Below are 25,900 nucleotides of genomic sequence, written 5' to 3' on the forward strand. Positions count from 1 at the left end.
GGAGGCTTGATTTTTATGCAGTGGCCAGAAAACTTGTTACATAATTTCATAATTGTGGGAGAGCCGTAGATCCGACCGATCCCAAAAAAACAATTAAGAAGTAACAACTCGATCGAAATTTTTGAATGGGTTAGGGAAGAAAATGCTGGTAGTTTTACTCCAGACAAGCCACTCTTAAAATTCTAAGTGACGATCAATATAGATCATCTAATTTTTTTGTAAATTATTGCTACAAATGTCTGAAAAAATGTGACCTTTAACATTAACAAAAATTCCTTGACAATATCTTACAAATATGATAGGGGAGCCGCCTTCTGGTAACTAAGGCTAATAGTTTACCGCTATCTAAACGAAAAAAAAGGAGTGAAAATAATCACTCCCACTGATAATCAAAAGAAAAACAGGCTTAAATCTAGAGCGCGTTCGCCCCCGCTACTACTTCTAACAATTCTTGCGTAATAGCGGCTTGACGCGCTTTGTTGTAAGTCCGGCTCAAAGTCCCGATTAACTCGCTGGCGTTCTCGCTGGCGTTACTCATCGCCGTCATCCGGGCTGCTAATTCACTCGCTGCCGATTCCTGGAGGGCGCGCAGTAATTGGTTATTTAAGTACAAAGGTAGGAGAGAATCGAGAATTTGAACGGGATTCTGCTCAAAAATCATGTCTTGGGGAAAAACCTGCGCCGGTTGGCTGGCCATTTTTTCCCGTTGTACCTTAAATTTTCCCTCTTTAGTCACCAAACGGAAAATCTCGTCATCCTGTACCGCTAAACCTTGGGTAGTTAAAGGTAACAGGGTTTGAATCACCGGAGTGGCACTGATCAGGGAGATAAAACGAGTATAAATTAACTCGACTCGATCGACTGTTTCCGATAAAAACAAGGAAAGCAATTCATCCCCAATAGTGCCAGCTTCGTCAGCAGTGGGAATCTGTTCGAGGTTAATAAATTTAGCGGCAATGGGAGCATTGCGGCGCTCGAAATACTGTGCCGCTTTCCGGCCAGCAACCACTAATTGATACTTAATCCCTTGCTCTTTTAATTCATTCATCCGTTGTTCGGCACGACGGATGACGTTAGTATTATAACCGCCACAAAGACCTCGATCGCCTGTGACTACTAACAGAGCCACGGTTTTTACTTCCCGTTGGGCCAGTAGGGGTAAATTAACATCACTAAAGGCTAAACGACCTTGCAGATTATAAAGTACCTGAGCGAGGGCATCGGCAAAAGGACGGGTACAGAGAACTTGTTCTTGGGCGCGACGCACTTTTGCTGCCGCCACCAGACGCATGGCCTCGGTAATTTTTTTGGTATTTTTGACCGATTGAATTTGGTCGCGAATCGCTTTGAGATTAGGCATAATTCAGTTATCAGTTATCAGTTATCAGTTATCAGTCATCAGTTATCAGTTATCAGATTGGAGTTTTAAGTGAGCAGTATGTGTTAAGTGAGCAGTACTAAATAGCAGTTTCTGGCCATCTTTTCACTGTTTACTGATCACTGTTTACTGATCACTGATAACTGAAAAGGCTGACAGCTTAAAGCTCACAGAAGTTTACTTGAAAGCCTGTTTGTACTCATTGATGCCATCTTTGAGCAGGCCTTCCGCTTCGTCGTTGAGTTGTTTTTCAGTGCTGACGATCTCAACGTAGCGAGGTTTGCTGGTTTTCAGGTATTCGCGTAAACCGGCGCAGAAATCGATAACTTTATCGGTGGCGATATCGTCGAGATAACCGTTTAAACCGGCATAAACCACCGCCACCTGTTCCCAAACGGAGAGGGGGAAGTTTTGGGGTTGTTTGAGGATTTGACGCAGACGTTGACCGCGAGCCAGTTGTGCTTGGGTTGCCGCATCAAGGTCAGAAGCGAATTGAGCAAAAGCTTCTAATTCGTCAAACTGGGCTAATTCGAGTTTTAATTTACCGGCAACTTTCTTCATCGCTTTCGTTTGGGCCGCCGAACCCACCCGGGATACGGAAATACCAGCGTTAATAGCGGGACGGAAACCAGCGTTAAAGAGGTCGGTGGAGAGGAATATCTGACCGTCAGTGATCGAAATTACGTTGGTGGGAATGTAGGCAGAAACGTCACCGGCTTGGGTTTCGATAATCGGCAGGGCGGTCATGCTACCACCACCGAGGGCATCGCTGAGTTTAGCGGCGCGCTCTAGTAAACGGGAGTGGAGATAGAAAACGTCACCGGGGTAAGCTTCCCGACCGGGAGGACGACGCATGAGCAGGGATAGCTGACGATAAGCTTGAGCCTGTTTGGTGAGGTCATCGTAGATAACTAGGGTCGCTTTGCCTTTATACATGAAGTATTCGGCGATCGAAGCTCCGGTATAGGGGGCGATATACTGGAGGGTGGCGGGGTCGTTAGCGTTAGCGGCCACCACTACGGTGTAATCCATGGCGCCTCTTTGGGTGAGGGTGTCGATTACTTGGGCGACGGTGGAGGCTTTTTGACCGATGGCGACATAGACACAGATCACGTCTTCGCTTTTCTGGTTAATGATCGTGTCAATGGCGATCGCTGTTTTACCAGTTTTTCTGTCACCGATAATTAACTCCCGTTGACCACGACCGACGGGAATCATGGCATCGATAGCGGTAATGCCGGTTTGCATCGGTTCACAGACGGATTTGCGAGCGACAATACCGGGGGCAGGGGATTCCACCAGACGGGTTTCGCTGGCGAGGATGTCCCCTTTACCGTCGATGGGACGACCGAGAGCATCAACCACGCGGCCGACTAAGGCTTCACCCACGGGAACCTGAGCGATTTTACCGGTAGCTTTCACCGTACCGCCTTCTTTAATCCCGAAACCGTCACCCATTAACACTGCACCGACGTTATCTTCTTCGAGGTTAAGGGCGATGCCGACGGTTCCATCTTCAAATTCTAATAGTTCTCCCGACATGGCTTGTTGTAGGCCGTAGATGCGGGCAGTACCGTCACCCACTTGCAGGACGGTTCCCACGTTGGAGACCTGTACTTCTTGGTTATAGGATTCGATCTGTTGACGAATAATCGTGCTAATTTCGTCGGGTCTGATAGCTACCATAGTTTAATCTGGGAAAAAGTAAAAAATTAGAAGGTGAAAAAACGGCAAAAAAGAGAGATTAGATGACCTTAGCGCAGGGAGAGGCTGAGGCGTTGTAGTTGACCGCGAATGCTGGCATCAAAGACCTGAGAACCGACTTTGATCACCACACCACCGATGAGGCTGCCATCAACTTTGGTTTTCAGTTCGACCACATTTGCCCCAGTCAGGGTTTTCACTTTGTCGATGACGATTTGTTTTTGGCTATCGTTCAATTCGGTGGCCGAGGAAACTTCCGCTAAAACGGTGTTAGTCAGCACTCTAGCCAGGGTGAGATATTGTTGACAAACGGGTTCTAAAAATTGAATCCGACGTTTATCGACCAATAACATCATGAAGTTAGTTAAATAGGGATTGGCACTGCTCCCCATTACTTGGGAAAGAACGGCTTTTTTAGCTTCTTCTTTGATGACGGGATTGCCAATAAAAGCTCTTAGATCGGGAGCATTTTCCAACAATTCTAAGAGGGATTTAATTTCGCCGCCAATCGCTTCTAATTGTCCGCTGCTTTGGGCGACGGAAAGTAATGCTTGGGCGTAGGGTTCGGCGATTTCTGAACTGATTAAACTTCCCTGCATCTATTTACCTCCTAGGTTGGCCAAACTGCGATCAATTAGGGTTTGTTGTACCGATTCTTCCAGGCCGGCGCTTAATTGCGATTCCACATTAGCTAAGGCTAAAGCGGTAATTCTTTGGCGTAATTCTACTAAAACGCGATCCTGTTCCGCCGAGAGATCTTTAGCGGCACTTTCGCGCATTCTTTGAATATCGAGTTCGGCTTGGGCGGCGATGTCGGCGGTGACAGCTTTAGCTCTAGATCGAGAGTTATCGATAATTTTTTCCGCCTCTTGTTTTGCCAGGGCGAGTTTTTTCTGTTCTTCGGCGAGGGCGGTAGCGGCAATATTTTTCCGGTTTTCAGCTTCGGCTAAAGCTTCAGCAATCTTCGACTGACGTTCTCCGAGGATTTGTCCGAGAACTTTGCGGCCGTAGAATATGACTAAACCGAGCAGAATCGAGAGGTTAAATAGGTTAGTTCCTAGGATATCGGTGTTGATGCCGAATCCTTCTGCTGCCGCTTCCTTCGCCTCCGTGGCTAATAATAAAACTGTGTCGATGATCATGATTATTGAGGGCGGGGAGTAGGTTATTCAGTTATCAGTTATCAGAGGTAAGTTATCAGTCTTCTAACTTCTGACGACTGACTTCTATCTTTTTACTGATCACTTTTATTAACCAAGGGCTGGGGTTTAGCGAACGAGTTCGGGGCCGAGGAGTTTTTCGAGAATTTGACGGGAAAGAGAGGCCACTTGTCCTTCTAGAGAACGAAAGGCTTCTTCTTTCTGTTGGGCAATTTCGGCGGCGACGGCTTCCTTACGGGCGATCGCTTCTTTTTGGGCTGCGGCAACTCGTTCGCTGGCTAGTTTTTGGGCCTCGGCTTGCGCTTGGGCGATAATCTCTTGGGATTGTTTACGAGCCGAACTTAATTGCAATTCGTACTCTTGTACCAGTGCTTCGGTTTTGGCTAGTTGTTCTTTGGCTCCGCCTTCGGTTTGCCGAATATACTCCGCCCGTTCATCTAAAACTTTACTGAGGGGTTTATAAAAAACGGCGTTCAGGATCACTGCCAAAAGAATAAACTGTAGTGCCATCACTGGCAGGGTGGCATCGAAATCAAACATTGATTTATTCCTGATAAATAGAAGCTATAGACAGGTTCAAAAAAGGAAGATGATCCCCCTGCTTTAACAATAAACAGTCAGGGGGAATCACTAAAATTCCCTTAATTAGCTATCAGCCTTCCGTCCCAAAAACCAGACTTTTTAGTTAGCTGCTTTGGCGTTTTTTGAGAGTTTTTAAAACTCTGCTGCCAAGCTGGGGACTGGGGGCTGATAGCCCACTGCTTTTTTAATTAGGCGAAGGGGTTAGCGAACAGTAAAACGAGAGCGATAACCAAACCGTAGATGGTTAAGGATTCCATGAATGCCAAGCTGAGGAGAAGGGTACCACGAATTCTTCCTTCAGCTTCGGGTTGACGGGCGATACCGGAAACAGCTTCTCCAGAAGCGGTACCTTGACCAACACCGGGGCCGATAGCGGCTAAACCAACGGCGAGGGCGGCGGCGATAACGGAAGCGGCAGCTACTGTGGGGTTCATGGTGATTTTTTCCTCTATTTACTAATCAATTTCAATCTGTTGTTTACAGAGCGCGTTCTCAGCCTCAAAAAATGGCTGGTTTTCTGCTCAAAACTCCCGAAAGAGTTTTTGGGAAAGAACGATCCTGGAATTCAGTTGCTCATCCTGAATTCGACCAATAATTTCTTAGTTATTATCCTATTATTTGGACACTTTTCCCTAAGAAATTTTTCTGTTTTCGTCCCTCGCTTTTAAGCGTGTTCTTCTTCGTGTTCCGATTCCAGGGCCTCATGGATATAGGCCCCGGCAAGGGTGGCGAAGACAAGGGCCTGAATAGCGCTGGTAAATAAACCGAGAGCCATCAGGGGTAGGGGTACGACTAGGGGGACGAGGAAGACTAATACGGCTACTACCAACTCGTCTGCGAGGATGTTTCCGAAAAGACGGAAGCTGAGGGAGAGGGGTTTGGTAAAGTCTTCTAAAATTTTGATCGGTAATAGCACGGGAATCGGCTCTAGGTAGTGAGCGAAGTAACCGAGTCCTTTTTTACTGATGCCCGCGTAGAAGTAAGCGAGGGAAGTCAGTAGGGCTAACGCCACCGTGGTATTGATGTCGTTAGTGGGGGCGGCTAATTCCCCTTCGGGCAGTTCGATTAACTTCCAAGGAATCAAGGCCCCTAACCAGTTAGAAACGAAAATAAATAAAAATAGGGTGCCGATGAAGGGCAACCAGGGTCGATATTCCTTTTCTCCTAGCTGGTTTTTGGCTAAATCGCGCAGAAATTCGAGAACGTACTCCATGAGGTTTTGAATACCGCTAGGGACTTTCTGGATTTTGCGGGTAGCGGCGATCGAGGCGATGATTAAGATAGCGAAGACGATCCAGGAGACCGCGATCACTTGCCCGTGAATTTTTAGTCCGCCGATGTGCCAGTACCAGTGTTGTCCCACTTCCAGGGAAGCGAGGCTATAAAAATTAAGCACACTTAAACTGTCTAACATTTCTACCTTAGAGAGATTCGGGTTCGCAAATCAGGGTTATTTTTAACGGTCAAAGGGTTTAGGAATCGGCTTTCTGCTCCAGCTTGAAGATGGTTTGCAGGGTATAGACGATGATCGCCCCTTTATAGGTCAAAAACCCCAAAAAAACTGGCACTATGTGCAGTTCTTGCCAACGACTGGCGATGATGATTAATCCAGCGAATAGGGCTAATCCTTTTTTGCCCACGCGATTTTTCGTTACCCCCAATTTTTCCACTTCCCCGGCCAGGAGTTTTAGGTAAACAACTCCCACCATTGCCCCTAATAGGTAATTAAGGGCGGTATTGAGGGAATAAAACAGCCACACGGGTATAAAGATCAGACCGCTTAAGATCAGGGTGGTGATCAATAAGGTGTTTTGTAGTTGATAGTATTCCCGCATCGGATCTGACGGCGGGTTGGTTTCTGGGGTTGGGGGAGATGCGATCGATGGGTCAGACAAGGTACACCTAAATCAGCGATAGACTAATCTCAATATCTGGATTGCTTTCCGAGCTATGACGCTCAGGTGAGCCACAAGACATATTATCACGGCAGTGGCAACAATTATTAAGCAATTGTAAATTGTCATGATTCCGTCGGTCGTCGGTCGTCGGTCGTCGGTCGTTAGGAGTCAGGAGACAGGAGATTACTTTTTTTGATTATCCCCACTTCCCCATTTCCCCATTTCCCCATTTCGCCAGAATTAGTCTCAATCAGGTCTTTTTAAGAGTTTTGCGCCACAGTTTTTACAAAAATTGGCATCTATATCGTGACGGGGTAAACCACAATCTGGACAAGGATAATCAATTTGAGTGCCAGATTTTAATATTTGTTTAGTCAGAGTGCTAATTTGCAAGGGAATTAACAAAACTCCCGTTAAAATCATTAAAACTGTCACCATTTTGCCCCCATCAGAAAGGGGAGTCACATCCCCAAATCCCACGGTAGTCATAGTCACGACAGCAAAGTAAAAAGCATCAAAAAATGTCCGATAAACTTGGGGATTAATTGGGTGTTCGATCTGATAAATTAAACCAGCATAAACAAAAATAATCGAAAATAGAGTTAGTAATATGCGAATAAATACTATCTGATCGGAAGTTTTAATTTGAAAAATAGAAAGATCGGAACCAAAAAAACGAATCACTCGCAAAATTCTAAACCAGCGAAAAATTCTAAAAAACCTAATATCAAAAAAACCAAAAAATAGAGGCAGGATTGATAATAAATCTAGGATGGAAAAAATATTAAAAACAAAGCCTAGTTTTGATTCCGCACACCAAAACCGAATTAAATACTCTAGGGAAAATAAGCTTAAAATTCCCCCATCAAGCTGACGTAACCACATTTGCCAAGTGGCGGATAAGGGATAGGTTTGAGCCACATAAATCCCCAACGAGAGTAAAATTAATGCTAAGATAAGCAGATTTACCGTCAGTCCGATCGCCGTGGTGACATCCTCTAAATAAAAAGCTATCTTGGCACGAAAAGAGAGCATAAATTCAGCTATCAGCCATTTAGGAGTCAGGAGATTTTTCAGTAAACAGTAACCAGTAATCAGTGAACTGAAAAATTATATCTGATAACTAATAACTAATAACTGATAACTGATAACTGATAACTGATAACTGATAACTGATTAAGGTAATTCCACCGAAGTTGGTTTAGCAATATGAGGCAAACCCCAACCCAATTTTTCCCGGAGGATGCGGAAGAATTCCGTCGATTGCAGACGAATAAAATGAGCTTGGTGGGGCGATTTCTGCACATTAATTCGATCTTCTGGCAAGATATAAGAACCGCCATTACCGTCCACCACCATCACCATCCTGTTAGCAGTTGCTGGGAAAATATTCACCGTTTCCTTGTCAGAAAATACCAAGGATCTGGAAGCTAAAGAATGGGGACAAATGGGAGCTAATTGTAATACCGGCACATCGGGAGTTATTACCGGGCCGCCGGCGCTGAGAGCATAGGCAGTAGAACCGGTGGGAGTGGAGAGAATCACCCCATCGGCAGCGATATCGACGGGTGCGTGTTCACCAATTTGAATCTCAAAATGACACATACTGGTGAGGGGTTCCCGGTGGACGACCACCTCATTGAGAGAAAGTGCCTCCCAGAGGAGGGTATCTTCGCGAAATAGTCGCACCGTGATCATCGAGCGATTTTCGATGGTGTATTTCCCCTCTAAAACCAGTTCTAAGGCAGGTTCAAGCTGATTTAGGTAAATTTCGGTCAAAAAGCCCATGTGTCCCGTATTGACCGTTAACAGGGGCAAATTGAGGGTGGCCAACTGCCGGGCCGCCGATAGGACTGTACCATCGCCCCCCAACACGATCGCAAAACTTAAATCTTGCTCGAAGTGGGGGGGGACTAACTGATCGATCGGGGTAAAACAAACCGGACGAGAGGGTTTAGAATGGCCTAGCAGGCCACCGCTGCCGGTAGCCATAAACACCTGCCAACCTAGGGAAAGTAGCTGATCTTGTATCTGATGGGCTGTTTTACAAGCGATAGGCTTAATATCGTTGTAAATAATGCCGATTTTGGGCATTGACAAATTTTCCTACTGCTGAATCACGCTTTCTTTTTGAAAGGAGTTTTCTTCTTCTTCTGAGCTTTTTGTTTCTCGAAGTCGATTTCCTTGAGCTTCTTGAGAATGCGGCTAAAGTATTCTTGTAAATAGGATTCTAAAGTAGTTGTTTGACTCGGATCAAGGCCAAATACTTGATAAACTTCTTTCATTGGAGCATCAAGAGCTTGACCACTAGCGAGAACTTCCGCAAAAGCTAGTCGGTCGGATATATTATAGGTCCATTGGAAACAACGGCTTATTCCCCGCATAAAACGCAGTAATCCCATGGGTAAACGCCAAATTTTCCCCTCTTTACCCGATAAGCGTTCGCAAACTTCGATAATTTCTTCAGCTTTCCAAGCTTTGCTGCCCACCACGGGATAGGATTGACCGACGGTTTCGGGGACTTCTAGGGCGCGAACGGCGAATTTAGCGATATCTTGGGTGTCCATGTAGGCGATCGCCGTACTTTCCCCCGTGATCCAGACCGTTTGATTATCTAACATCGGGATGGCGTATTGACCGATTAAACCCTGCATAAAGCCACAGGGACGCAGAATTGTATATTTTAAACCCGATTCTGCTAGAAATTTCTCGGTACAGCGTTTTATCTCCATTAAAGGCACGTTGGGATATTTTTCGGCATTGAGAATCGAGAAGAAAATAAAGCGATCAACTCCCGCAGTTTTGGCCGCTTGAATCAGATTAACTTTACCATCCCAATCCACCTGTTTAATGCTGGCCGAGTCCGTCGCCCGGGCAGTAGCGGCATCGATCACCGCGTCCATTCCCTCTAAAGCGGTAATAATGGTGCTTTTATCCCGCAGGGTTCCCCCGACTAATTCCGCGCCCCATTCCTTCAAAAAAGCCCCTTTTCTCTGACTGCGTACCAAACAACGCACTTGATGTCCCTGATCGATGGCATGACGCACGATCTGTCGCCCTAGGGTTCCCGTCGCACCGACAACTAATACTTTCATCTATAATTAATTTTTTGTTACATTTGTTAACACTTCTCTAAGATACTATCAAAAAAGTGGATCATTAGGGATAGAAAAATTCTAAGATTCCCCGATCCCCGTCCAGTTCTACCATTGTTCCCACCGGTAAAGCGGCATTATCGCCATCATGACCGAAGGGTAACTCAGCAATAACCGCAATGCCTAAATCGCCCAAACGCTCTTTTAAGACTTCCTCTACGGTTTGACTATCACTGCCGGGAGCTGCCAGACAACGGCTAAAACGACCGAGGGCAATGCCTTTAATTTGGGAGAAAATGCCCAGCATTCGCCACTGAGTTAACATTCGATCGATCCGGTAGGGGGCCTCGGTTACGTCCTCTAGGGCTAAAATTACCCCCTCTAGGGTGGGTTGAACCGAGGTTCCGAGGAGGTGGGTGGCTACGGTTAAATTAGCTGGTAATAAGCGTCCCCGCACTTTGCCCCCACCCCAACCTTGACCGATAAGAGGGGCTAAAGGACGACCTTCTAGGAGAGAAAAGAGGCGATCAATTGATTGGGGACTTTCTTGGGCTAAGGTGGTTAAAACTGGACCGTGAACGCTACAGATGCCCTGTTTCGCTAAACTCCATAAAATCCCCGTCACGTCGGAAAAACCGATTAACCATTTCGGGTTAGTTTTTGCCCATGTCCAATTTTCTAAGAGGCGAGCGCTACCGTAACCCCCCCTAGCGCAGAGAATTGCTTGACAATCGGGATCTTGCCATGCCTGGGCTAAAGCTTGACGACGTTGCTCGTCGCTACCGGCGAGATAACCGAGACGATTGCCCCAATTCTCGCTAAATTCCACTTGATAACCCCTCGATCGCCAGATTTCTACGCTTTTTTCGAGGGCGGCTAATTCCTTGACGGCACCACTGGTGGCCACCAGAGAAACTTTAGCACCGGGTTGCAGAAACGATGGGATGATCATAGGTTAATTCTCTTTTGTTGGCGGATTAAGCGGAAATTACAGGTAATTTTGTGACAGCATGAAAACTGACAGCATATTCTATCGAATGTTTCTCGATTTTCCCGATTCGTTCTTTGAATTAATCGAACGACCCGATGCTATCGTTAGCAATTATCGATTTACTTCCCAAGAAGTTAAACAACTAGCTTTTCGATTGGATGGTTTATTTTTGCCGCTCGATAATCTGGAAAATTTGCCCTTTTATCTGGTAGAAGTGCAGTTTCAAAAGGATGAAGACCTATATTATCGATTATTTTCGGAACTTTTCTTGTATCTTAGACAGTATAAACCTTTGTCACCCTGGCAGATAGTTGTTATTTATCCTAGTCGAGAAATTGAGCGAGAACATCCCCAGCAATTTGCAGATTTGTTATCCTTGGCTAGGATTAAACGAATCTATCTGGATGAATTGCCAAATGACGAGACTCCTTCTTTAGCGATCGCCATGATCAAATTGGTCACGGAAAGTGAGAGTCAAGCTGTCAATTCTGCTAAGATTCTAATTAAACAGGCTCAAAGAGAAGTGAGCGATCGCTTAGTACAGAAAAATGTCATTGATTTAATCGAAACGATAATCATTTATAAATTACCCCAAAAAAGTCGAGAGGAAATTGAAGCTATGTTGGAACTACAAGACCTAAAACAAACTCGTTTCTATCAAGAAGCTTTTGGAGATGGTATTGAACAGGGAATTGAACAGGGAATTGAACAGGGAATTGAACAGGGAATTGAACAGGGAATTGAACAGGGAATTGAACGGGGAATAAACTTGCAAAAATTGAAAACAATTCCTCTACTGCAAGACCTCGGTTTAACCCCACAACAAATCTCAGAACGCTTAGACTTGAATCTGGAAACAGTGCTTAACTATTTGGCACAACAGCAACAATAATCAAACCTGTTTCAACAATCTAGAAAAGCAGTAATTGCTAAGTAGAATGGATAGTAGTGAATCAGTGACCTTTAAGCTATCAGGGATAACTCGATGAATAACGACTTATTGACTTTCTTCTTTTGTGTTGCTTTTCTCATTCTCTATCTAGTTTTTTCAGCTTTAACCGAGATGGGAACAAAATGGCCTTGGACAAAAAAATAAGAGAAATACTTAATCGATGTGAGTAAACATAACACAGGCTAAGGGATTCGGTCATTGGAAAAATTCTCGAGATTTGCTATCTAAAAAATTAACTCGATCGCTCTACTGATAAAATATGAAACTAATTGGTGATATTTCCCCGAGTTTGGATTTATTCTTGTTGCTTTTTTTCTGGCATTGTCTCATCGGTGGCATTGCTACAGTCATCGCTATCAATAAAGGCTATCCCAGATTAAATTGGCTAATCTTCGGACTTCTGGGAGGAACCTTTACCTTTTTTATCGCTCTTTTCCTGAAAAAAAATACCAAAATTTAAGGGATAATATGGCTTGATTATCCTTTAATAGTTCCCATCAACACCTCTAAATCTTCTGCGTCTAACTCCTCTGGGATACCATTGCGAATTAATTCCGAAAAATCCTCATTGGGAACCATAAAACATAGTGCATAAAGTCTTCCGTCCCCCACATTTCTAATCTCGTGAATACCCGTGGGACGAACTAATAAACTATCCCCTGGACCGAGGGGAATCGGTTTACCATCACAGATAGCCATTCCCTCCCCTTTGAGGATAAAAAACATTTCTACGGCAAAATGATGACGATGGGTAGGGGTGCAACCGTGGGGATCGAAAATTTCCACACAGACGGTCAAGGAATCCCCCGCTACGGTAGAATCGAAGACGATCGCTAAACGATTCGTATCCCCAGCGCTAATGCGAAAAACTTTATAATCCCGGGGAGATCGAATCACGGGTAACATACAATGATCGCTGGTTAGTTGGCTATTCATCGCTAATTTCGATCGAACTGTGGATGATTCTAAGACTAGCAAAAATTTTCAACTTCGCTCGATTGCGTCCACCACTTTACTCACATCTACGATCGCGGCCACATCATGGACGCGCAGGATATCGGACCCCTTAGCGATCGCTATGGCACAGGCCGCCGCCGTTCCGAAAACTCGTTCTTTTGGGTCATCTTTGCCTGTAATCTCGCCGATAAAGCGTTTTCTCGACAATCCAATTAAAATAGGTAAACCTAAATCCCGAAATTGCCCTAATTCTCGCAATAACTCAAGATTTTGTCGTCCAGTTTTGGCGAAACCAATCCCCGGATCGATGATAATATTTTCCCTAGCAATACCCCACTGTAAAGCTTCCTTAACGCGATTCTGTAAAAATTCTTTAATTTCCTTGACTAAATCATCATAATGTGTTAAGGATTGCATCGTTTGCGGATTGCCCCGCAGGTGCATGAGGATGATGGGAACAGCCAATTTAGCCACCGTAGGCAATAATAGGCGATCGAAGGTTCCCCCAGAAATATCATTGATCAAATCGGCCCCGGCGGCGATACCTTGGGCTGCCACGATCGCCCTAGTGGTATCGAGAGAGATAGGAATAGAACTTTGTTGTCGAATAGCGGTGATTACGGGGATAACTCGCGATAATTCTGCTTCTAGGCTAATTTCTTGCGCTCCTGGACGGGTGGATTGACCACCGATATCGATTATATCAGCCCCAGCCTCGATCATTTTCATCGCCTGTAGCAGGGCATTTTCAACATTGTCAAATTCTCCCCCATCACTAAAACTATCGGGAGTAACGTTCAAAACACCCATGATATAGGTGCGTTTTCCCCAAGCAAAAATATGTTCACGAATTACCGTTAAATTAGACATAATACTAAATCCTGCTGAAAAAGTAGATGAATTATGAATTATGAAGTGGGGAGAATAAATCAAAATAATCTCCTGATAACTGATAACTGATAACTGATTACTAACGGTGATAGTTAATTTTTAGGTAGAGAAGAATCTTTTAATTCAAAATAAGCTTGTACTTCTTCTTTCCAGAGTTGAAATTTTTCTTGAATTAGTTGATATTGACTGGCAAAATCGAGGGGCAAATCAACGAGATTGGTATCGATATCGGATTGCACTAATTCCCGTTCGATCAGAGTTTCTCGGATAAACTTTAAACATTCTTGTCTCAAAGTTTCCGCTTGATCGATAATTAGCTGGACTTGATTAATTGCTCGATCATATAATGGAGTTTGTGAATGAAAAATTTCGGAAGATGCGGCCAGATTTCGCAGTCTATGTAATTGATTTTTCTTTTCTACTAAACTGGCAATTTTGGGGTTAATTTCAAAAAGCAAGGTTTTCACCAGAGGAGCCAAGCGGCGAGTGTTAGTATAATCGTAGTTATTAAAGTCTGATTTAATCAGGTGTACCTGTTGTAAATCGACGGTAATATCGTGGAATTGTATCTCGGTTTCAGTGATGGTGGGATGAATTGTTTTAACTTTCCAAGTGGTAACAGAAGTCAATTGTTGGCGATCACTATTAACCATTTGCTGCTCCATTTTCAGGACATCAAGGGGAATACTATAAAGTTTTTTATCGGGAATATAGATGACATCACTACCGAGAATGCGATCAATTTTAGGACGACGATATAAATAATGATACAGGAATCGATAAAAGCTTTTACTACCTTGAAATATCTGGGCAAATAACCAAATTTTCCAGCTGAATAACCCGCTAAGAAAGCGTCCGAATAGATGGGAATTCGAGGAGGAGTTATTCATGAAATTCCGTTATCATTTATCAGTAGTGATCGGTAAATAGTAAACAGTAATCAGGGATAAAGATAACTAACTAATTAACTTAAAACTTACATCTGATAACTGATAACTGATAACTGATAACTGATTAAGGACGTTCTCCGGGTAGATTTTTTGACGATGTTGGTTTCGATCTTACCTGTTGACGACCGTTGCGAATAACTTGTAACATTTCCCCTAATTCTCGATCGAGATGTTCTAAAACCGCTTCAGCATAGTCGTCAGCGCCTTTTTGAATTTCATGACATTCAGCTTGGGTTTTTTGTCGTAACTGTTGCACTTCCTGCAAGGTGCTGTGACGCATCTGTTCGATTTCATCGAGGGTTTGTTGTTGCAAGGATTCACACTCCTGCTGAACCCGTTGACGAATTTGGGCCGCTTGCCGTTCTGCTTGTTGAATAATACCAGACTCGTCGAGAATTTGGGCGGCTCTTTGTTGAGCGGAACGAAGCACTTGTTGAGCGTATTCCTCCGCTTTAGTGATAATTTCCTGTTCTTCCTGCAAAATTGCTAAAGCTTTCTGTACTGCTGGTGGCACGGTTTCATAGATAAGATCGATTTGTTCGGATATCTGTCCCTCATCGATCATTGTCCAACGGGTGAGGGGGATATGGAAACTATCAAAAATCATCTCTTGCAGACGCGCCAAATCCTGATAGATATCGAAATCGACGGGTGGACTGGGAACCCCACTATTAGAAGTGTTAGGTACTGCTTTTCTGGGATCATTAGGTTCTCGGCGCGCCATAGGTTCAGATCGTCCTCATTACTGTATTTTAGTATGTTAACTGTAGTATGAGTAAATATCCCTAGAAACGTTTTCCGGGACTAGATGGGTGACAGAGCCACCGAATTGAGCGATTTCTTTAACCACGCTACTACTTAAAAAACTATATTCTTTAGTGGTGGCCAAAAAAACCGTTTCGATTCCTTCCCAGAGAGTTTTATTGGTGTGTGCCATTTGCAGTTCTTTTTCAAAGTCTGAGAGGACTCGCAACCCCCGCAAAAGTACCTTAGCACCTTTTAATCTGGCATATTCAACCGTTAATCCTGAAAAACTGTCTATCTCAACGTTTTTCAGGTGTTTTGTACAGTAGCTGATCTGTTCTATGCGTTTTTCGACGCTAAATAAGGGGTTTTTATGGGGATTGCAGAGAACTGCCACGATTACTCGCTCGAATAGTGGGACACTGCGTTCGATAATATCTAAATGACCGAGTGTAACTGGATCGAAGCTGCCGGGGTAGATGGCGATCATTTCTCAACCTGCACACCTCGCCAAAAAGCGATATATCCTTTAATATTTTGGGCTTTTGGCTTAGGATCGGGATAATACCAAGCGGCATCTTTATTGTCTTGTCCATTTACCCTGAGAGTATAGTAACTAGCCTCTCCCTTCCAAGAACAAATGGTATGGGTGTTACTGGATTGAAAATATTCAGCTTTGATGGTATCGGGGGGAAAATAGTAGTTTCCCTCGACAATTTCACAGTTATCGCTTTCCGCTACCACTGCACCATTCCAAATCGCCTTTGCCATGACACTAACTCCTAGTTCTGGTTCAAAATTATCTTACAACAGAGTTTGTAAATGTTGAACCAGTTGGTTAACCTGCACCACTCCCTCGATTCGATCGATCGGTTGACCATTTTTAAAGACTACTAAAGTCGGTAAAGCTTGAATACCGTACTTAGTAGCTAAATTAGGATATTTGTCTGTATCAATTTTGACAATTTGTAGGCGATTTTTGAAATACATTCCCGTTTGTTCTAGAATCGGAGCCATCATTTGACAAGGACCGCACCAAGTGGCATAGAAATCCACTAACACGGGAAGATTAGTGGTTTGCAACAGTTCCTCAAAACTGGAAAACTCTTTTTTGACTGCCATAAATTGTCACCTCGCCGGAAAAATAGCCTTTTTCCTACTATAGCTTTTCTAGATGTCCCTTGATTTCTCCAGAGTGGTCATCGATCGCCGGGAAAATGCTAAGTTAGGTAAAGACTCGACAGCCAAATCTCCATGAACATCCTAACCAAGCTGCTTTTTCCCGAAACTAAAACCCCAGAGCAAGTAGGTTCACCGCGAGTACAGAAAAGCCGCCGGGGAATCGAAACCAAATCCGCCGCAGAAATCGTGATTATGCGACAAGCGGGTAAAATTGCCGCTACAGTCCTCAAAGAAATTGCCCAGATCGCTCAACCCGGGATGACGACGGCGGATTTGGATGCTCATGCGGAAAAACGTATCCGCGCAATGGGTGCTACTCCCAGTTTTAAAGGTTATTATGGCTTTCCTGCCTCGATTTGTGCCTCCGTCGATAACGAAGTCGTTCACGGTATCCCTAGCCCGAAAAAACGCCTCAAAGCCGGTTCTGTGTTAAAGGTAGATACGGGGACCTACTACCAAGGTTATCATGGGGATTCCTGTATCACGATCGCGATCGGTTCCGTCTCTCCCAAAGCCGAAAAATTAATCCGCGTAGCGGAAGAAGCTTTATATAAAGGCATAAATCAGGTAAAAGCTGGCAATTATCTGCTCGATATTGCAGGAGCGATCGAAGATCACGTTCAAGCTAACGGTTTCCAAGTGGTAGAAGATTTTACCGGCCATGGAGTCGGCAGAAATCTCCACGAAGAACCCTCGGTGTTTAATTTTCGCACTAATCAGTTACCCAATGTCAAACTCCGCGCCGGGATGACTCTGGCAATTGAACCAATTGTCAACGCGGGATCCAAACATACCAGAACTTTGCGCGATCGTTGGACGGTGGTGACGATGGATAATGCTCTCTCCGCTCAATTTGAGCATACCGTCTTAGTAACCGCCACAGGTTACGAAATCTTAACTGATCGCAATAACCTATAAAATTGTCTATAGATTTTTTGCTCCGGAATCTTAATTGAAAATTTATTTAGTGGCAGGATTTAGTCAAAATGTTTAAAAATATCGTTGTTGCCTTAGATTGTGGGGAATCATCCCATCGAGTCCTTCATGCTTTGAATTCCCTCTCTCTAACGGCAAATTCTTCCATCATCATCACCCATATTCTTGGTAAGAAGGGAGATGAATCGGCAGTGGATCGCCCTCACCCCTCCCGTGAGATCATTGAAGATCAATTGCGCTGCTATCAATCCCAGATTGCTACCCCTAGTGAAATCGAGGTCATCTTTGGCGATCCAGCGGAGGAAATTATTCGTTTAGCTAATATCTATCATGCTGATCTGATCGTGATCGGCAGCCGGGGATTAACGGGAGTTCAACGGGTGATCGAAGATTCTGTTAGTAGTCTCGTGGTGGCAGAAGCTACCTGTTCAGTATTGGTGGTGAAAGCATAGCAGCCAGCATTCAGCTAGAAAAGGTACTCTGGCAAGAGCGCCTAAGTAGGGTTGGCTGAATAAATCTAAAAACCTTGTTAGATAAGGCTTTTAGACTTTTTTGACCTCAAAAAGTGCTGACCATTGGAGTGATCGGGGGTAAAATTCCTGGACTTTTTCCCTGAAAATTAGGTAACTGACTACCTCAAAATCGGTAAAACCCTACACCCGTTCGGACCTCGGCGTGAGCTCGGTCGAACGCTGAGCTCACGGCCGAAGCCTACACCCCACACCCCACACCCTGCACCCACGAAAAACTTTTTGCCGCAAACCCTAAGTAGTCTTGAGCAGCACTGCTGACTAAAATTTGCAAATCTTATTTTTCCCCAATGTTTTCCCCCATACATTCCCCAGTATTTCCCCACTCAATCCCACGTTTTCCACAGTTTACCCAGACTTTTCCACAGGCAACAGCGATAGAATCGGCACTTGCTTCGAGAAAAAATTAATCTTGATTGTCAAAATTCCCATCGATAGATACTGAGTTACTGTTAAGTTGAGTAAATAAAATCTAGCTCTAACCCTTATTTGATCGTAAATATTAAGTTTTTCTAAAGCATTCCTTTACATCTGGTAATATTGCAACTCCCCCCAACTTGGCTCACAATAGTCCTTACTGTCCACTGCACCAGTCAGGGATTTCCCCACTTCAGATTCAGAGGTAAACGATATGAATACATCAGTCAGTATCTTGGCAGAAATCCCCGAAATCCTCCACCAATCCCTACAACAATATCTAGAAACCCACCCCGGTTGGGATCAAGATGGTGTGTTTACGGCGGCTTTATCATTTTTTCTACTTAATTGTCAATCCTCCGAAAGGATGAATTTTGAGGAGCAAAATAGCTGTGCCAAGGTTTATCTAGAAACTTTGTTCCAGCGCTCGGAGTGCTAATTCGGGGATAATAAGAGTCGGGTCATGGTTAAAAGCCCGATTTCTCCCTATGAATTCCGATAAAACCCCTAATTTAATCATTCCTCAACTAATTATCGGTTTGGGCAATCCCGAACCCAAATATGATCGCACCCGTCATAATATCGGTTTTGAAGCTGTGGACTCATTAGCACAGGATTGGGGGCTATCTTGGCAGGAAAACAAGCGATTTCAAGGTTTTATTGCCGAGGGTGACGGTTCTCTCCCGGGCAAAATTCGTCTCTTGAAACCCCAAACCTATATGAATCGATCTGGGCAATCGGTGCGATCGGTTCTGGACTGGTATAAACTAGCCCCAGAGTCGATTTTAGTCATTTACGATGATATGGATCTGCCCCTAGGCCGGTTGAGAATCCGTCTATCGGGATCGGCTGGCGGACACAACGGTATTAAATCAATGATTGCCCACGTTGGCACGGAAAACTTCGCTCGTTTACGCATAGGAATCGGTAAATCAACCGAAAAAGCGACAATTTCCCACGTTTTAGGCCGATTCACCCCCCAAGAAAACCAAGTGATCTTGAAAGTGTTAGACTTGTCCAGAAAAGCGATCGAACTTGGTCTCAAACAAGGGTTACAAAAGGCAATGAGTCTCTACAATAATCAAAGTGTAGAGATTGGTTCTGATCTATGCTGATAGCAAATAAGCCCGATTTTAGTAATGGTTATAATCGCCATTTTCGTCTATACTCTTACAGAACCCTTGGTCAAATTTTGATCGCCCTTTGCTAGATTAGGTCAATTTTTATCCTCGATATTAGCAGTTTAACTATGATTAATCGCCAAAGTTTGCTGAGATGCGCCCACAAGTTTAATCTCATTTTATTGATAATCGCTACAGTTTTTTGTCTTTGGGGTAATCCCGCTTTTGCCCATCGTCCCCATGATGTGATTAGTCAATTGGAAGTTTCTCCCGATTTCCAGACAGATAATACGGTATATATATTAGTGCGAAATAACTTTTATAAGTCTAGGGATGGAGGCAGCAACTGGACAAGATTAATTCAAGGTTTAGATTATACGGGGGAATTAAGTTCCCTATCCCTATCTCCCCTCAATAAAAATATTCTCTATTTAGCTTCAAAGTCCAATGGTATTTATAAAAGTGAAGATGCGGGGGAATCTTGGCAGAAAGTTAATCAGGGTTTAGAAACTAACTTTATTAACTTCGTAGAAATTGCCCCTTCCGATCCCAATATAGCAGCAGCAGTGGGATTAGAAAAAGGAGTTTATTTAACCGAAGATGGTGGTAAAAATTGGTCAAATATTTTCCCCACCACGGCACTGATAACCTCTCTAGCTATTACTCCCAGCAATCCTGATCGCATTTTTTTCGGGGATGAACAGGGTAAATTATACAGTTCCTCCGATGGGGGAAAAACTTGGCAGAATCTCCCCTTACCTGCTAATATGGGGGCAGTAGATACAATTGCTTTTTCTCCTAATTTAGACAGGGATAAAACCTTTTTTGTCGGCACAAAAGAAGCAGGTATTTTTAAAACCGTTGATGATGGTAAAACCTTCCAAGCTGTTAACGAAGGAATTAAGGATAAAATCATCGAAGACATCGTTATTTCTCCCCAGTATGCCCAAAATTCAAGCCTTTATGCCATCACTTGGTATGACGGAATGTATGTTTCTCAAGATGGGGGCAAAAGTTGGACAAAAATGAGCGAGGGTTTAACCAAAGATAAACAGGCTGATGATTATAAGGTTCCCCATTTTATGGATTTAAAAATAGTTCAAGATACGATGTTTTTAGGGGGATTTAATGGCTTATTTAAAACCACAGATAGCGGCAAACAATGGCAGGAAATAGAAACGTTAGCCCGGGCAACAGTTATCGCCATGGCGGTTTCTCCTAATTATGCCCAGGATGCCACTGTCGTCATGGCTAATTATGTAGGCAATATCTTCATCAGTCGGGATAAAGGGGAAACTTGGACTCCAATTAATCGCGGTTTAGAGGTTTATCGACTTGGTAAAGATCCCGAAGAATCAGGACAAGATCCCCGGCGTTTCTTTGACATTGCCTTTTCTCCTAACTATGGAGAAGATAGAACTATTTTTGCGGGGTTTTTACGCAATAAATTTGCCAAATCCGATAACAGTGGTGATTTCTGGAAAATTATCGAAATCGATCAGAAAGTCCGCGGTCCGAGGATAGTTCCTTCCCCAGATTTTGCCAAGGATAAAACTCTTTTTCTCACCAATCAGCAGGGTAGAATATTTCGTTCTACTGATGGAGGAAATACGGTTAAAAATATCAGTGAAGTGGGCAGAATTTCCGGTAATTATGCCCCTGCCATGGTAGCTTCCCCTGATTTTGCTAAGGATAAAACTTTGTTTGTCACGGGAAAAGAGGGTATTTATCAAAGTGTTGATGGTGGACTAACTTGGAAAAATGTCAGCCAAGGAACACCCCTATCAAAAACCTCTAATGTGCAGTTGGCAATGTCTCCCAATTATCCCAGTGATGGAACTATTTTTGCTGGGACAATTTCTGGTTTGTTTGTCACCAAAGATGGGGCTAAAAGTTGGACAAAATTAGAGAAACCGGGGTTTAATCCTCAGGCATCAGTAGAAACCATTGCTATCTCTCCTGATTATGCCAATGATCGCACGGTAATAGTTAGTTTACAGGGAGATGGTTTGTTTAAATCTACCGATGGAGGAGAAACTTTTAAATCAATTGGTGATCCTAAAATACCTCTAGTGAAAATTCATAGTATCCCTTCTTCTGGTATTTCCGTCCAGTTTTCTCCTAATTACGCTCAAGATCGAACTTTATTCGGTTTTGGTGGCGCTAAAACTACAGTTTTTCGTTCCACCGATGGGGGAGAAACTTGGACAAGTGTAACTATTCCTCCTCACGCGGAAGAAAATACACCCCGCTATAAAATCGGTGAATTTTTCTCTGGTCCCCTTGGCACAATCTTGCGCTTAGTTATCCCGATTCTCCTGGCAATCGCCGCTTATTTTCTGGTGGGTTTCTTGAAACTGGAGAAAGTTATTAATCTTCCTAAATCCTTCTTCCGCATGGCAGGGGCATTTATGGTTTTTCTCTTTGTTTTCTTCGCTATCATTAGCCAAGTTTAGCGGAAATTTTGACCGGCGGGGCTTGACAAATCCCGCCGCTTGCCATATACTTATATGTATAGTGGGAATCTGTGCCTTCCTGCGACCTCTGATTTTTGTGGCAGTTATCCCTTCAGAGAATTAACCATCGGCAACGTAGGGATTGACCATCTTAGCGGGGTCAACAATGCGATCAAAATCCGCTTCCTCGATGTATCCTAGTTGCAAGGCTGCCACTTTCAGAGTTAAATCCTTTTCTAGGGCATAATGAGCGACGTAGGCAGCCTTTTGGTAGCCAATCACGGGACTTAAGGCAGTCACCAGCATCAAGGATTGATTTAAAAAAGTCTCAATTTGTTTTTGATTAGCAGTCATCCCCTTAACCAAAAACTGACAGAAATTACTGCAACCATCAGTGAGCAGCCGGATAGACTGCATGAGATTATGAATCAACAGCGGTTTATAGACATTCATTTCCAGATGTCCTCCGGCGCCTCCCATCGTCACCGCTAAATCATTAGCCATCACCTGCACTGCTATCATCGATAAAGCTTCGCATTGGGTGGGATTAACTTTCCCCGGCATAATTGAAGAACCCGGTTCATTTTCCGGCAGCTGTAATTCTCCGATTCCACAACGGGGACCACAGCTAAGTAAACGGATATCATTAGCAATTTTATAGAGGGAACTAGCGATAGTTTTCAGTCCCCCGCTCAAGAAAACCAGAGCATCGTGGGAACCTTGCACGGTAAACTTATTAGGAGCCGTAATAAAGGGTAATTTGGTCAGATTAGCGATTTCGGCAGCCACATCTCGATCAAAATCTGGGGGAGCATTAATTCCCGTACCGACGGCAGTTCCTCCCAAGGATAAACGATAGACTTTTTCTAGACATTTTTCTAGCCAATCGCTGCCATCATCCAATAAACCCACATAACCGGAGAATTCTTGTCCGAGGGTTAAAGGGGTGGCATCCTGTAGGTGAGTGCGACCAATTTTAACTATATTTGCCCATAATTGCGCCTTTTCATCGAGACTATTCCGTAATAGTTGCAGACTGGGAATTAATTTTTCCTTGACTGCCAAGGCAACGGCAATATACATGGCCGAGGGAAAGGAATCATTAGTCGATTGGGACATATTAACATGATCGTTAGGATCCACGGGGGTTTTGCTCCCCAGAGGATTCCCCGTCAGTTGACTACAACGATTGGAGATGACTTCGTTGATGTTCATGTTAAACTGAGTGCCACTTCCCGTCATCCAAACGTAGAGGGGAAAGTTATCTGCGTGTTGTCCGGCTAAAATTTCATCGCAGACTTGACAGATAAGGTTTTTTCTCTCCTGACTGAGACGATTTTTTTGCTGATTGACAATCGCACAGGCTTTTTTGAGAATGGCATAGGACCCGATCATCTCCCGGGGCATGAGATTATCACCGATACTAAAGTATTGTAGGGATCTTTGGGTCTGCGCTCCCCAAAGTTTATCGGTAGGTACGGGAATTTCTCCCATGCTGTCTTTCTCGATGCGAAATTCTGTCATCTTTAAGTTACTTCTGAGGTCAGCAAAAGATGGTCGTTATCTGGACTGAAAAGAGAGGGTCTCCAAGTCGGCACGGATTCCCATTATAAGAAAAGTATAAGTCAAGTCTGGCTGATTTGTCAAGCCCTATGGGGACTTTTTATTGGCGGCATTTTTACCTGGGAGGTTGACAAGAATAACTGGCAGGGTGCTGGGGCGATTATGAGACAAAAACTGTTATATTGTAGGGAAAATAATCGGTAAAAAAGACGGGATTGGAGACTATGGACACAGCGATCGCATTAATTTGGACATTGGGAATTATCTTAGGGTTGATGACCCTTTTGTTTATCTTACGGATCGTGCTGACTTGGAATCCACAGGTAGATTTAAATAGCTTTCCCTTTAATATTATTGCTTGGCCAACAGAACCTTTTTTAATCCCCGTGCGTAAACTCATACCCCCCTTGGGAGGAGTTGACATTTCTCCGATTATTTGGGTGGGAATTTGTACGCTGCTGCGGGAAATTCTTCTCGGTCAACAGGGTTTAATTACCATGGCCTTAAAATAATTAGACCTCTTGGATATTGGGTGAAAAAGGTTGACAATGCCCCCAGAACAGTTAAGCTTATTTTAATCTCTGTAATTGCGTTTATGGCTCATTTAAGTTATGAAAAACTCAATTTAACCACAAAAATCGCCTATGGTGCTGGCGATTTAGGACCAGCTATCACTGCCAATATCTCAGTATTTTACCTGCTATTTTTCCTCACTGATGTGGCAGGATTATCGGCAGGATTAGCCGGTAGTGTGCTGATGGTGGTGAGAATTTTCGACGCTATTAACGATCCGATCATTGGTATGTGGAGCGATCAAACTCGTACTATCTGGGGTCGTCGCTTACCATGGATGTTATTGGGGTCGATTCCCTTCGGAATTAGCTATTTTTTACTGTGGTTAATCCCGACCAATAACCAATTATGGTTATTTTTATATTATATTTTTATCGGCATTATTTTTAATTTAACCTACACGGTAGTCAATCTTCCCTACCAGGCGCTCACCCCTGAATTAACTTATGATTATAATGAGAGAACCCGCTTAAATAGTTTTCGTTTTGCCTTTTCGATCGGGGGTAGCATTCTCTCATTAATTCTCTATATTCTCGTCTCATCCTCCTATGCCAATGATCTCCATAAAGCTTTTTTATTGTTAGGTGTAGTTTGTGCTTTAATCTCAATTATAGCAGTTATTTGGTGCGCTTTAGTTTTACAAGAACGAGGAGCAAAAGCGATTCTCAATCCCGCTCAGAAAAAAGTTTTGGCAATTGCTTTTATAGTTATTGGTGCGCTTTCCTTGGTCTATGGAGTAGGAAAAATTGGGGGAAATCCCAGAGACTTTATCGCTATTTCCACAATTTTATTAGGAATACAAGGGATAGTTTCTGGTTTAACTATTTACTATGGTAAAACTGAAAATCATCTCAAGGATAGCGCAGCAATTAAACAGAGAGAAGCGGATAATAATACTGAAACTATTCCCCTGAAAGAACAATTAAAAATAGTTTTTGGTAATCGTCCCTTTTTATACGTTATTGGCATCTATCTTTGTGCTTGGTTAGGAGTACAATTAACCGCCTCAATTTTGGTTTACTACGTCGTCAGCTACATGAGGCTATCGGAAGCAGAATCGGGTTTAGTCGCTTTAGCAGTACAGGGAACAGCTTTAGTGATGTTATTTTTCTGGCAAGCAGTTAGTCAGAAATTAGACAAAAAGATAGTCTATTTTTTAGGGATGACTGTCTGGATTATCGCCCAAATTGGTTTATTTTTGCTCCAACCAGGAGAAATAACTTTAATGTATATTTTGGCAGTTTTGGCGGGATTTGGCGTATCTGTGGCCTATTTAATTCCTTGGTCAATGGTTCCTGATGTGATTGAATTAGACGAATTAGAAACAGGAAAACGTCGAGAAGGTATTTTTTATGCTTTTATGGTACTTTTACAAAAAATTGGTTTAGCTTTGGGGTTATTTCTTGTCGGTATTGCTCTAGAAACATCGGGTTTTAAACCAAGAATACCAGGAGAAGCAATTCCCCTGCAGCCGGATAGTGCTTTAATAGCAATTCGCCTAGCAATTGCGCCTTTACCGGCATTTTTTCTGATCATTAGCTTAATTCTTGCTTATTTTTATCCAATTACTCGCCAAGTTCACGCCGAAATTTTAGACCAATTAGCAGCAAGAAGACAAGCGGAAAAGTAAGTAGTCGTGTAAAATAAATTTCCTAGTGAAGAAAGGCAAAAGGCAAAAGGCAAGAGGCAAGAGGTGGTTAGATATGTGTAATTAATTTTGCTTAGGTACTTAAACATCAATTGTCCGCCGTCAGGAGACAGGAAATTATTTTTATTTATTCCCGAACTTCCTGCCCAAAAAAATCAGTAAACCTTTACCC

29 protein-coding genes are annotated in these 25,900 nt (G+C 43.5%); 9 read left to right on the top strand and 20 right to left on the bottom strand.

From position 1 onward, the window contains the following. Positions 1-412 precede the first annotated feature (412 nt). From IM462_RS01805 to IM462_RS01860, 12 genes are all read right to left on the bottom strand, one after another. Positions 413-1,360 carry a F0F1 ATP synthase subunit gamma gene (locus IM462_RS01805; RefSeq protein ID WP_002763363.1) on the bottom strand — a complete coding sequence of 316 codons (948 nt, stop codon included), beginning with the start codon at positions 1,358-1,360 and terminating at the stop codon, positions 413-415. Between the two features lie 195 nt (positions 1,361-1,555). Next, positions 1,556-3,064 carry a F0F1 ATP synthase subunit alpha gene (gene atpA / locus IM462_RS01810; protein WP_002795849.1) on the bottom strand — a complete coding sequence of 503 codons (1,509 nt, stop codon included), beginning with the start codon at positions 3,062-3,064 and terminating at the stop codon, positions 1,556-1,558. Between the two features lie 68 nt (positions 3,065-3,132). Then, entirely contained in the window at positions 3,133-3,681 is a 549-nt protein-coding gene (gene atpH / locus IM462_RS01815) for an ATP synthase F1 subunit delta (RefSeq protein ID WP_002763366.1), read from the bottom strand. After that, positions 3,682-4,224: a F0F1 ATP synthase subunit B gene (locus IM462_RS01820; RefSeq protein WP_002784832.1), complete on the bottom strand. Its 543-nt coding sequence runs from the start codon at positions 4,222-4,224 to the stop codon at positions 3,682-3,684. It abuts the gene before it with no gap. A gap of 126 nt (positions 4,225-4,350) precedes the next feature. Continuing rightward, the gene (locus tag IM462_RS01825) at positions 4,351-4,782 is read right to left on the bottom strand and encodes a F0F1 ATP synthase subunit B' (protein ID WP_002769600.1); all 432 of its coding nucleotides are present in this window, start codon (positions 4,780-4,782) and stop codon (positions 4,351-4,353) included. Positions 4,783-5,012: 230 nt separating this feature from the next. Further along, the gene (gene atpE / locus IM462_RS01830) at positions 5,013-5,258 is read right to left on the bottom strand and encodes an ATP synthase F0 subunit C (RefSeq protein ID WP_002740068.1); all 246 of its coding nucleotides are present in this window, start codon (positions 5,256-5,258) and stop codon (positions 5,013-5,015) included. Between the two features lie 230 nt (positions 5,259-5,488). Then, positions 5,489-6,238, bottom strand: a complete 750-nt coding sequence (gene atpB / locus IM462_RS01835; RefSeq protein ID WP_002739857.1) for a F0F1 ATP synthase subunit A — start codon at positions 6,236-6,238, stop codon at positions 5,489-5,491. A gap of 58 nt (positions 6,239-6,296) precedes the next feature. Beyond that, a complete protein-coding gene (locus IM462_RS01840; RefSeq protein WP_002739749.1) occupies positions 6,297-6,659 on the bottom strand; it encodes an ATP synthase subunit I in 363 nt (120 codons plus the stop codon). A 309-nt stretch (positions 6,660-6,968) separates the two neighbouring features. Next, positions 6,969-7,757 carry an ion transporter gene (locus tag IM462_RS01845; RefSeq protein ID WP_287700335.1) on the bottom strand — a complete coding sequence of 263 codons (789 nt, stop codon included), beginning with the start codon at positions 7,755-7,757 and terminating at the stop codon, positions 6,969-6,971. A gap of 141 nt (positions 7,758-7,898) precedes the next feature. Next, positions 7,899-8,816, bottom strand: coding sequence for an NAD(+) kinase (locus IM462_RS01850; RefSeq protein WP_008201585.1), 918 nt, complete (start codon positions 8,814-8,816; stop codon positions 7,899-7,901). A 23-nt stretch (positions 8,817-8,839) separates the two neighbouring features. Continuing rightward, the gene (locus tag IM462_RS01855; protein WP_287700336.1) at positions 8,840-9,817 is read right to left on the bottom strand and encodes an SDR family oxidoreductase; all 978 of its coding nucleotides are present in this window, start codon (positions 9,815-9,817) and stop codon (positions 8,840-8,842) included. A gap of 64 nt (positions 9,818-9,881) precedes the next feature. Next, positions 9,882-10,769 (bottom strand): S66 peptidase family protein, encoded by an 888-nt coding sequence (locus IM462_RS01860; protein ID WP_287700338.1) that lies wholly within the window; start codon positions 10,767-10,769, stop codon positions 9,882-9,884. A 58-nt stretch (positions 10,770-10,827) separates the two neighbouring features. Between IM462_RS01860 and IM462_RS01865 the strand changes: the two genes are divergently transcribed. Further along, on the top strand, positions 10,828-11,700 hold the full coding sequence (locus IM462_RS01865; protein WP_287700340.1) for an Rpn family recombination-promoting nuclease/putative transposase: 873 nt from the start codon (positions 10,828-10,830) through the stop codon (positions 11,698-11,700). 319 nt (positions 11,701-12,019) lie between these two features. Then, positions 12,020-12,220 carry a hypothetical protein gene (locus IM462_RS01870; RefSeq protein ID WP_104397593.1) on the top strand — a complete coding sequence of 67 codons (201 nt, stop codon included), beginning with the start codon at positions 12,020-12,022 and terminating at the stop codon, positions 12,218-12,220. 17 nt (positions 12,221-12,237) lie between these two features. Here IM462_RS01870 and IM462_RS01875 read toward each other — a convergent pair whose 3' ends face one another. The 7 genes from IM462_RS01875 to trxA all read right to left on the bottom strand — a co-directional run bounded on the left by IM462_RS01875 (position 12,238) and on the right by trxA (position 16,424). Then, positions 12,238-12,696 (bottom strand): cupin domain-containing protein, encoded by a 459-nt coding sequence (locus IM462_RS01875; RefSeq protein WP_287700343.1) that lies wholly within the window; start codon positions 12,694-12,696, stop codon positions 12,238-12,240. Between the two features lie 48 nt (positions 12,697-12,744). Then, positions 12,745-13,587: a dihydropteroate synthase gene (gene folP, locus IM462_RS01880; RefSeq protein ID WP_287700344.1), complete on the bottom strand. Its 843-nt coding sequence runs from the start codon at positions 13,585-13,587 to the stop codon at positions 12,745-12,747. Positions 13,588-13,700: 113 nt separating this feature from the next. After that, entirely contained in the window at positions 13,701-14,498 is a 798-nt protein-coding gene (locus IM462_RS01885) for a hypothetical protein (RefSeq protein WP_287700345.1), read from the bottom strand. 124 nt (positions 14,499-14,622) lie between these two features. Beyond that, positions 14,623-15,282, bottom strand: a complete 660-nt coding sequence (locus IM462_RS01890; protein ID WP_002765349.1) for an ATP synthase subunit B family protein — start codon at positions 15,280-15,282, stop codon at positions 14,623-14,625. A gap of 36 nt (positions 15,283-15,318) precedes the next feature. Then, positions 15,319-15,792: a pantetheine-phosphate adenylyltransferase gene (coaD, locus tag IM462_RS01895; protein WP_002779868.1), complete on the bottom strand. Its 474-nt coding sequence runs from the start codon at positions 15,790-15,792 to the stop codon at positions 15,319-15,321. Continuing rightward, positions 15,789-16,073, bottom strand: coding sequence for a DUF427 domain-containing protein (locus IM462_RS01900; RefSeq protein WP_004163118.1), 285 nt, complete (start codon positions 16,071-16,073; stop codon positions 15,789-15,791). Before IM462_RS01900 ends, coaD begins: the two co-directional genes overlap by 4 nt. A gap of 33 nt (positions 16,074-16,106) precedes the next feature. Then, entirely contained in the window at positions 16,107-16,424 is a 318-nt protein-coding gene (gene trxA, locus IM462_RS01905) for a thioredoxin (RefSeq protein WP_002739627.1), read from the bottom strand. Positions 16,425-16,556: 132 nt separating this feature from the next. Between trxA and map the strand changes: the two genes are divergently transcribed. The 5 genes from map to IM462_RS01930 all read left to right on the top strand — a co-directional run bounded on the left by map (position 16,557) and on the right by IM462_RS01930 (position 21,944). Beyond that, a complete protein-coding gene (gene map, locus IM462_RS01910) occupies positions 16,557-17,402 on the top strand; it encodes a type I methionyl aminopeptidase (RefSeq protein WP_287700346.1) in 846 nt (281 codons plus the stop codon). 68 nt (positions 17,403-17,470) lie between these two features. Next, complete coding sequence (locus IM462_RS01915; protein ID WP_287700347.1) at positions 17,471-17,872, top strand: universal stress protein; 402 nt, start codon at positions 17,471-17,473, stop codon at positions 17,870-17,872. A 709-nt stretch (positions 17,873-18,581) separates the two neighbouring features. Next, a complete protein-coding gene (locus tag IM462_RS01920; RefSeq protein ID WP_002800048.1) occupies positions 18,582-18,806 on the top strand; it encodes a DUF2811 domain-containing protein in 225 nt (74 codons plus the stop codon). Between the two features lie 49 nt (positions 18,807-18,855). Next, positions 18,856-19,482, top strand: coding sequence for an aminoacyl-tRNA hydrolase (pth, locus tag IM462_RS01925; protein ID WP_287700349.1), 627 nt, complete (start codon positions 18,856-18,858; stop codon positions 19,480-19,482). Positions 19,483-19,616: 134 nt separating this feature from the next. After that, positions 19,617-21,944 (top strand): WD40/YVTN/BNR-like repeat-containing protein, encoded by a 2,328-nt coding sequence (locus IM462_RS01930; protein ID WP_287700351.1) that lies wholly within the window; start codon positions 19,617-19,619, stop codon positions 21,942-21,944. Positions 21,945-22,064: 120 nt separating this feature from the next. Here the strand turns inward: IM462_RS01930 and fumC are convergent, their stop codons facing one another. Then, on the bottom strand, positions 22,065-23,468 hold the full coding sequence (gene fumC, locus IM462_RS01935; protein WP_287700353.1) for a class II fumarate hydratase: 1,404 nt from the start codon (positions 23,466-23,468) through the stop codon (positions 22,065-22,067). Between the two features lie 263 nt (positions 23,469-23,731). Here fumC and IM462_RS01940 point away from each other — a divergent pair, with 263 nt between their 5' ends. After that, positions 23,732-24,019 carry a YggT family protein gene (locus IM462_RS01940; protein WP_287700355.1) on the top strand — a complete coding sequence of 96 codons (288 nt, stop codon included), beginning with the start codon at positions 23,732-23,734 and terminating at the stop codon, positions 24,017-24,019. Between the two features lie 83 nt (positions 24,020-24,102). Then, positions 24,103-25,710 (top strand): MFS transporter, encoded by a 1,608-nt coding sequence (locus tag IM462_RS01945; RefSeq protein ID WP_287700356.1) that lies wholly within the window; start codon positions 24,103-24,105, stop codon positions 25,708-25,710. Positions 25,711-25,900: the final 190 nt, after the last annotated feature.

This window comes from Microcystis sp. M144S2 (assembly GCF_020246065.1).
In the GTDB taxonomy this organism is placed as follows: Bacteria; Cyanobacteriota; Cyanobacteriia; order Cyanobacteriales; family Microcystaceae; genus Microcystis; species Microcystis ichthyoblabe_A.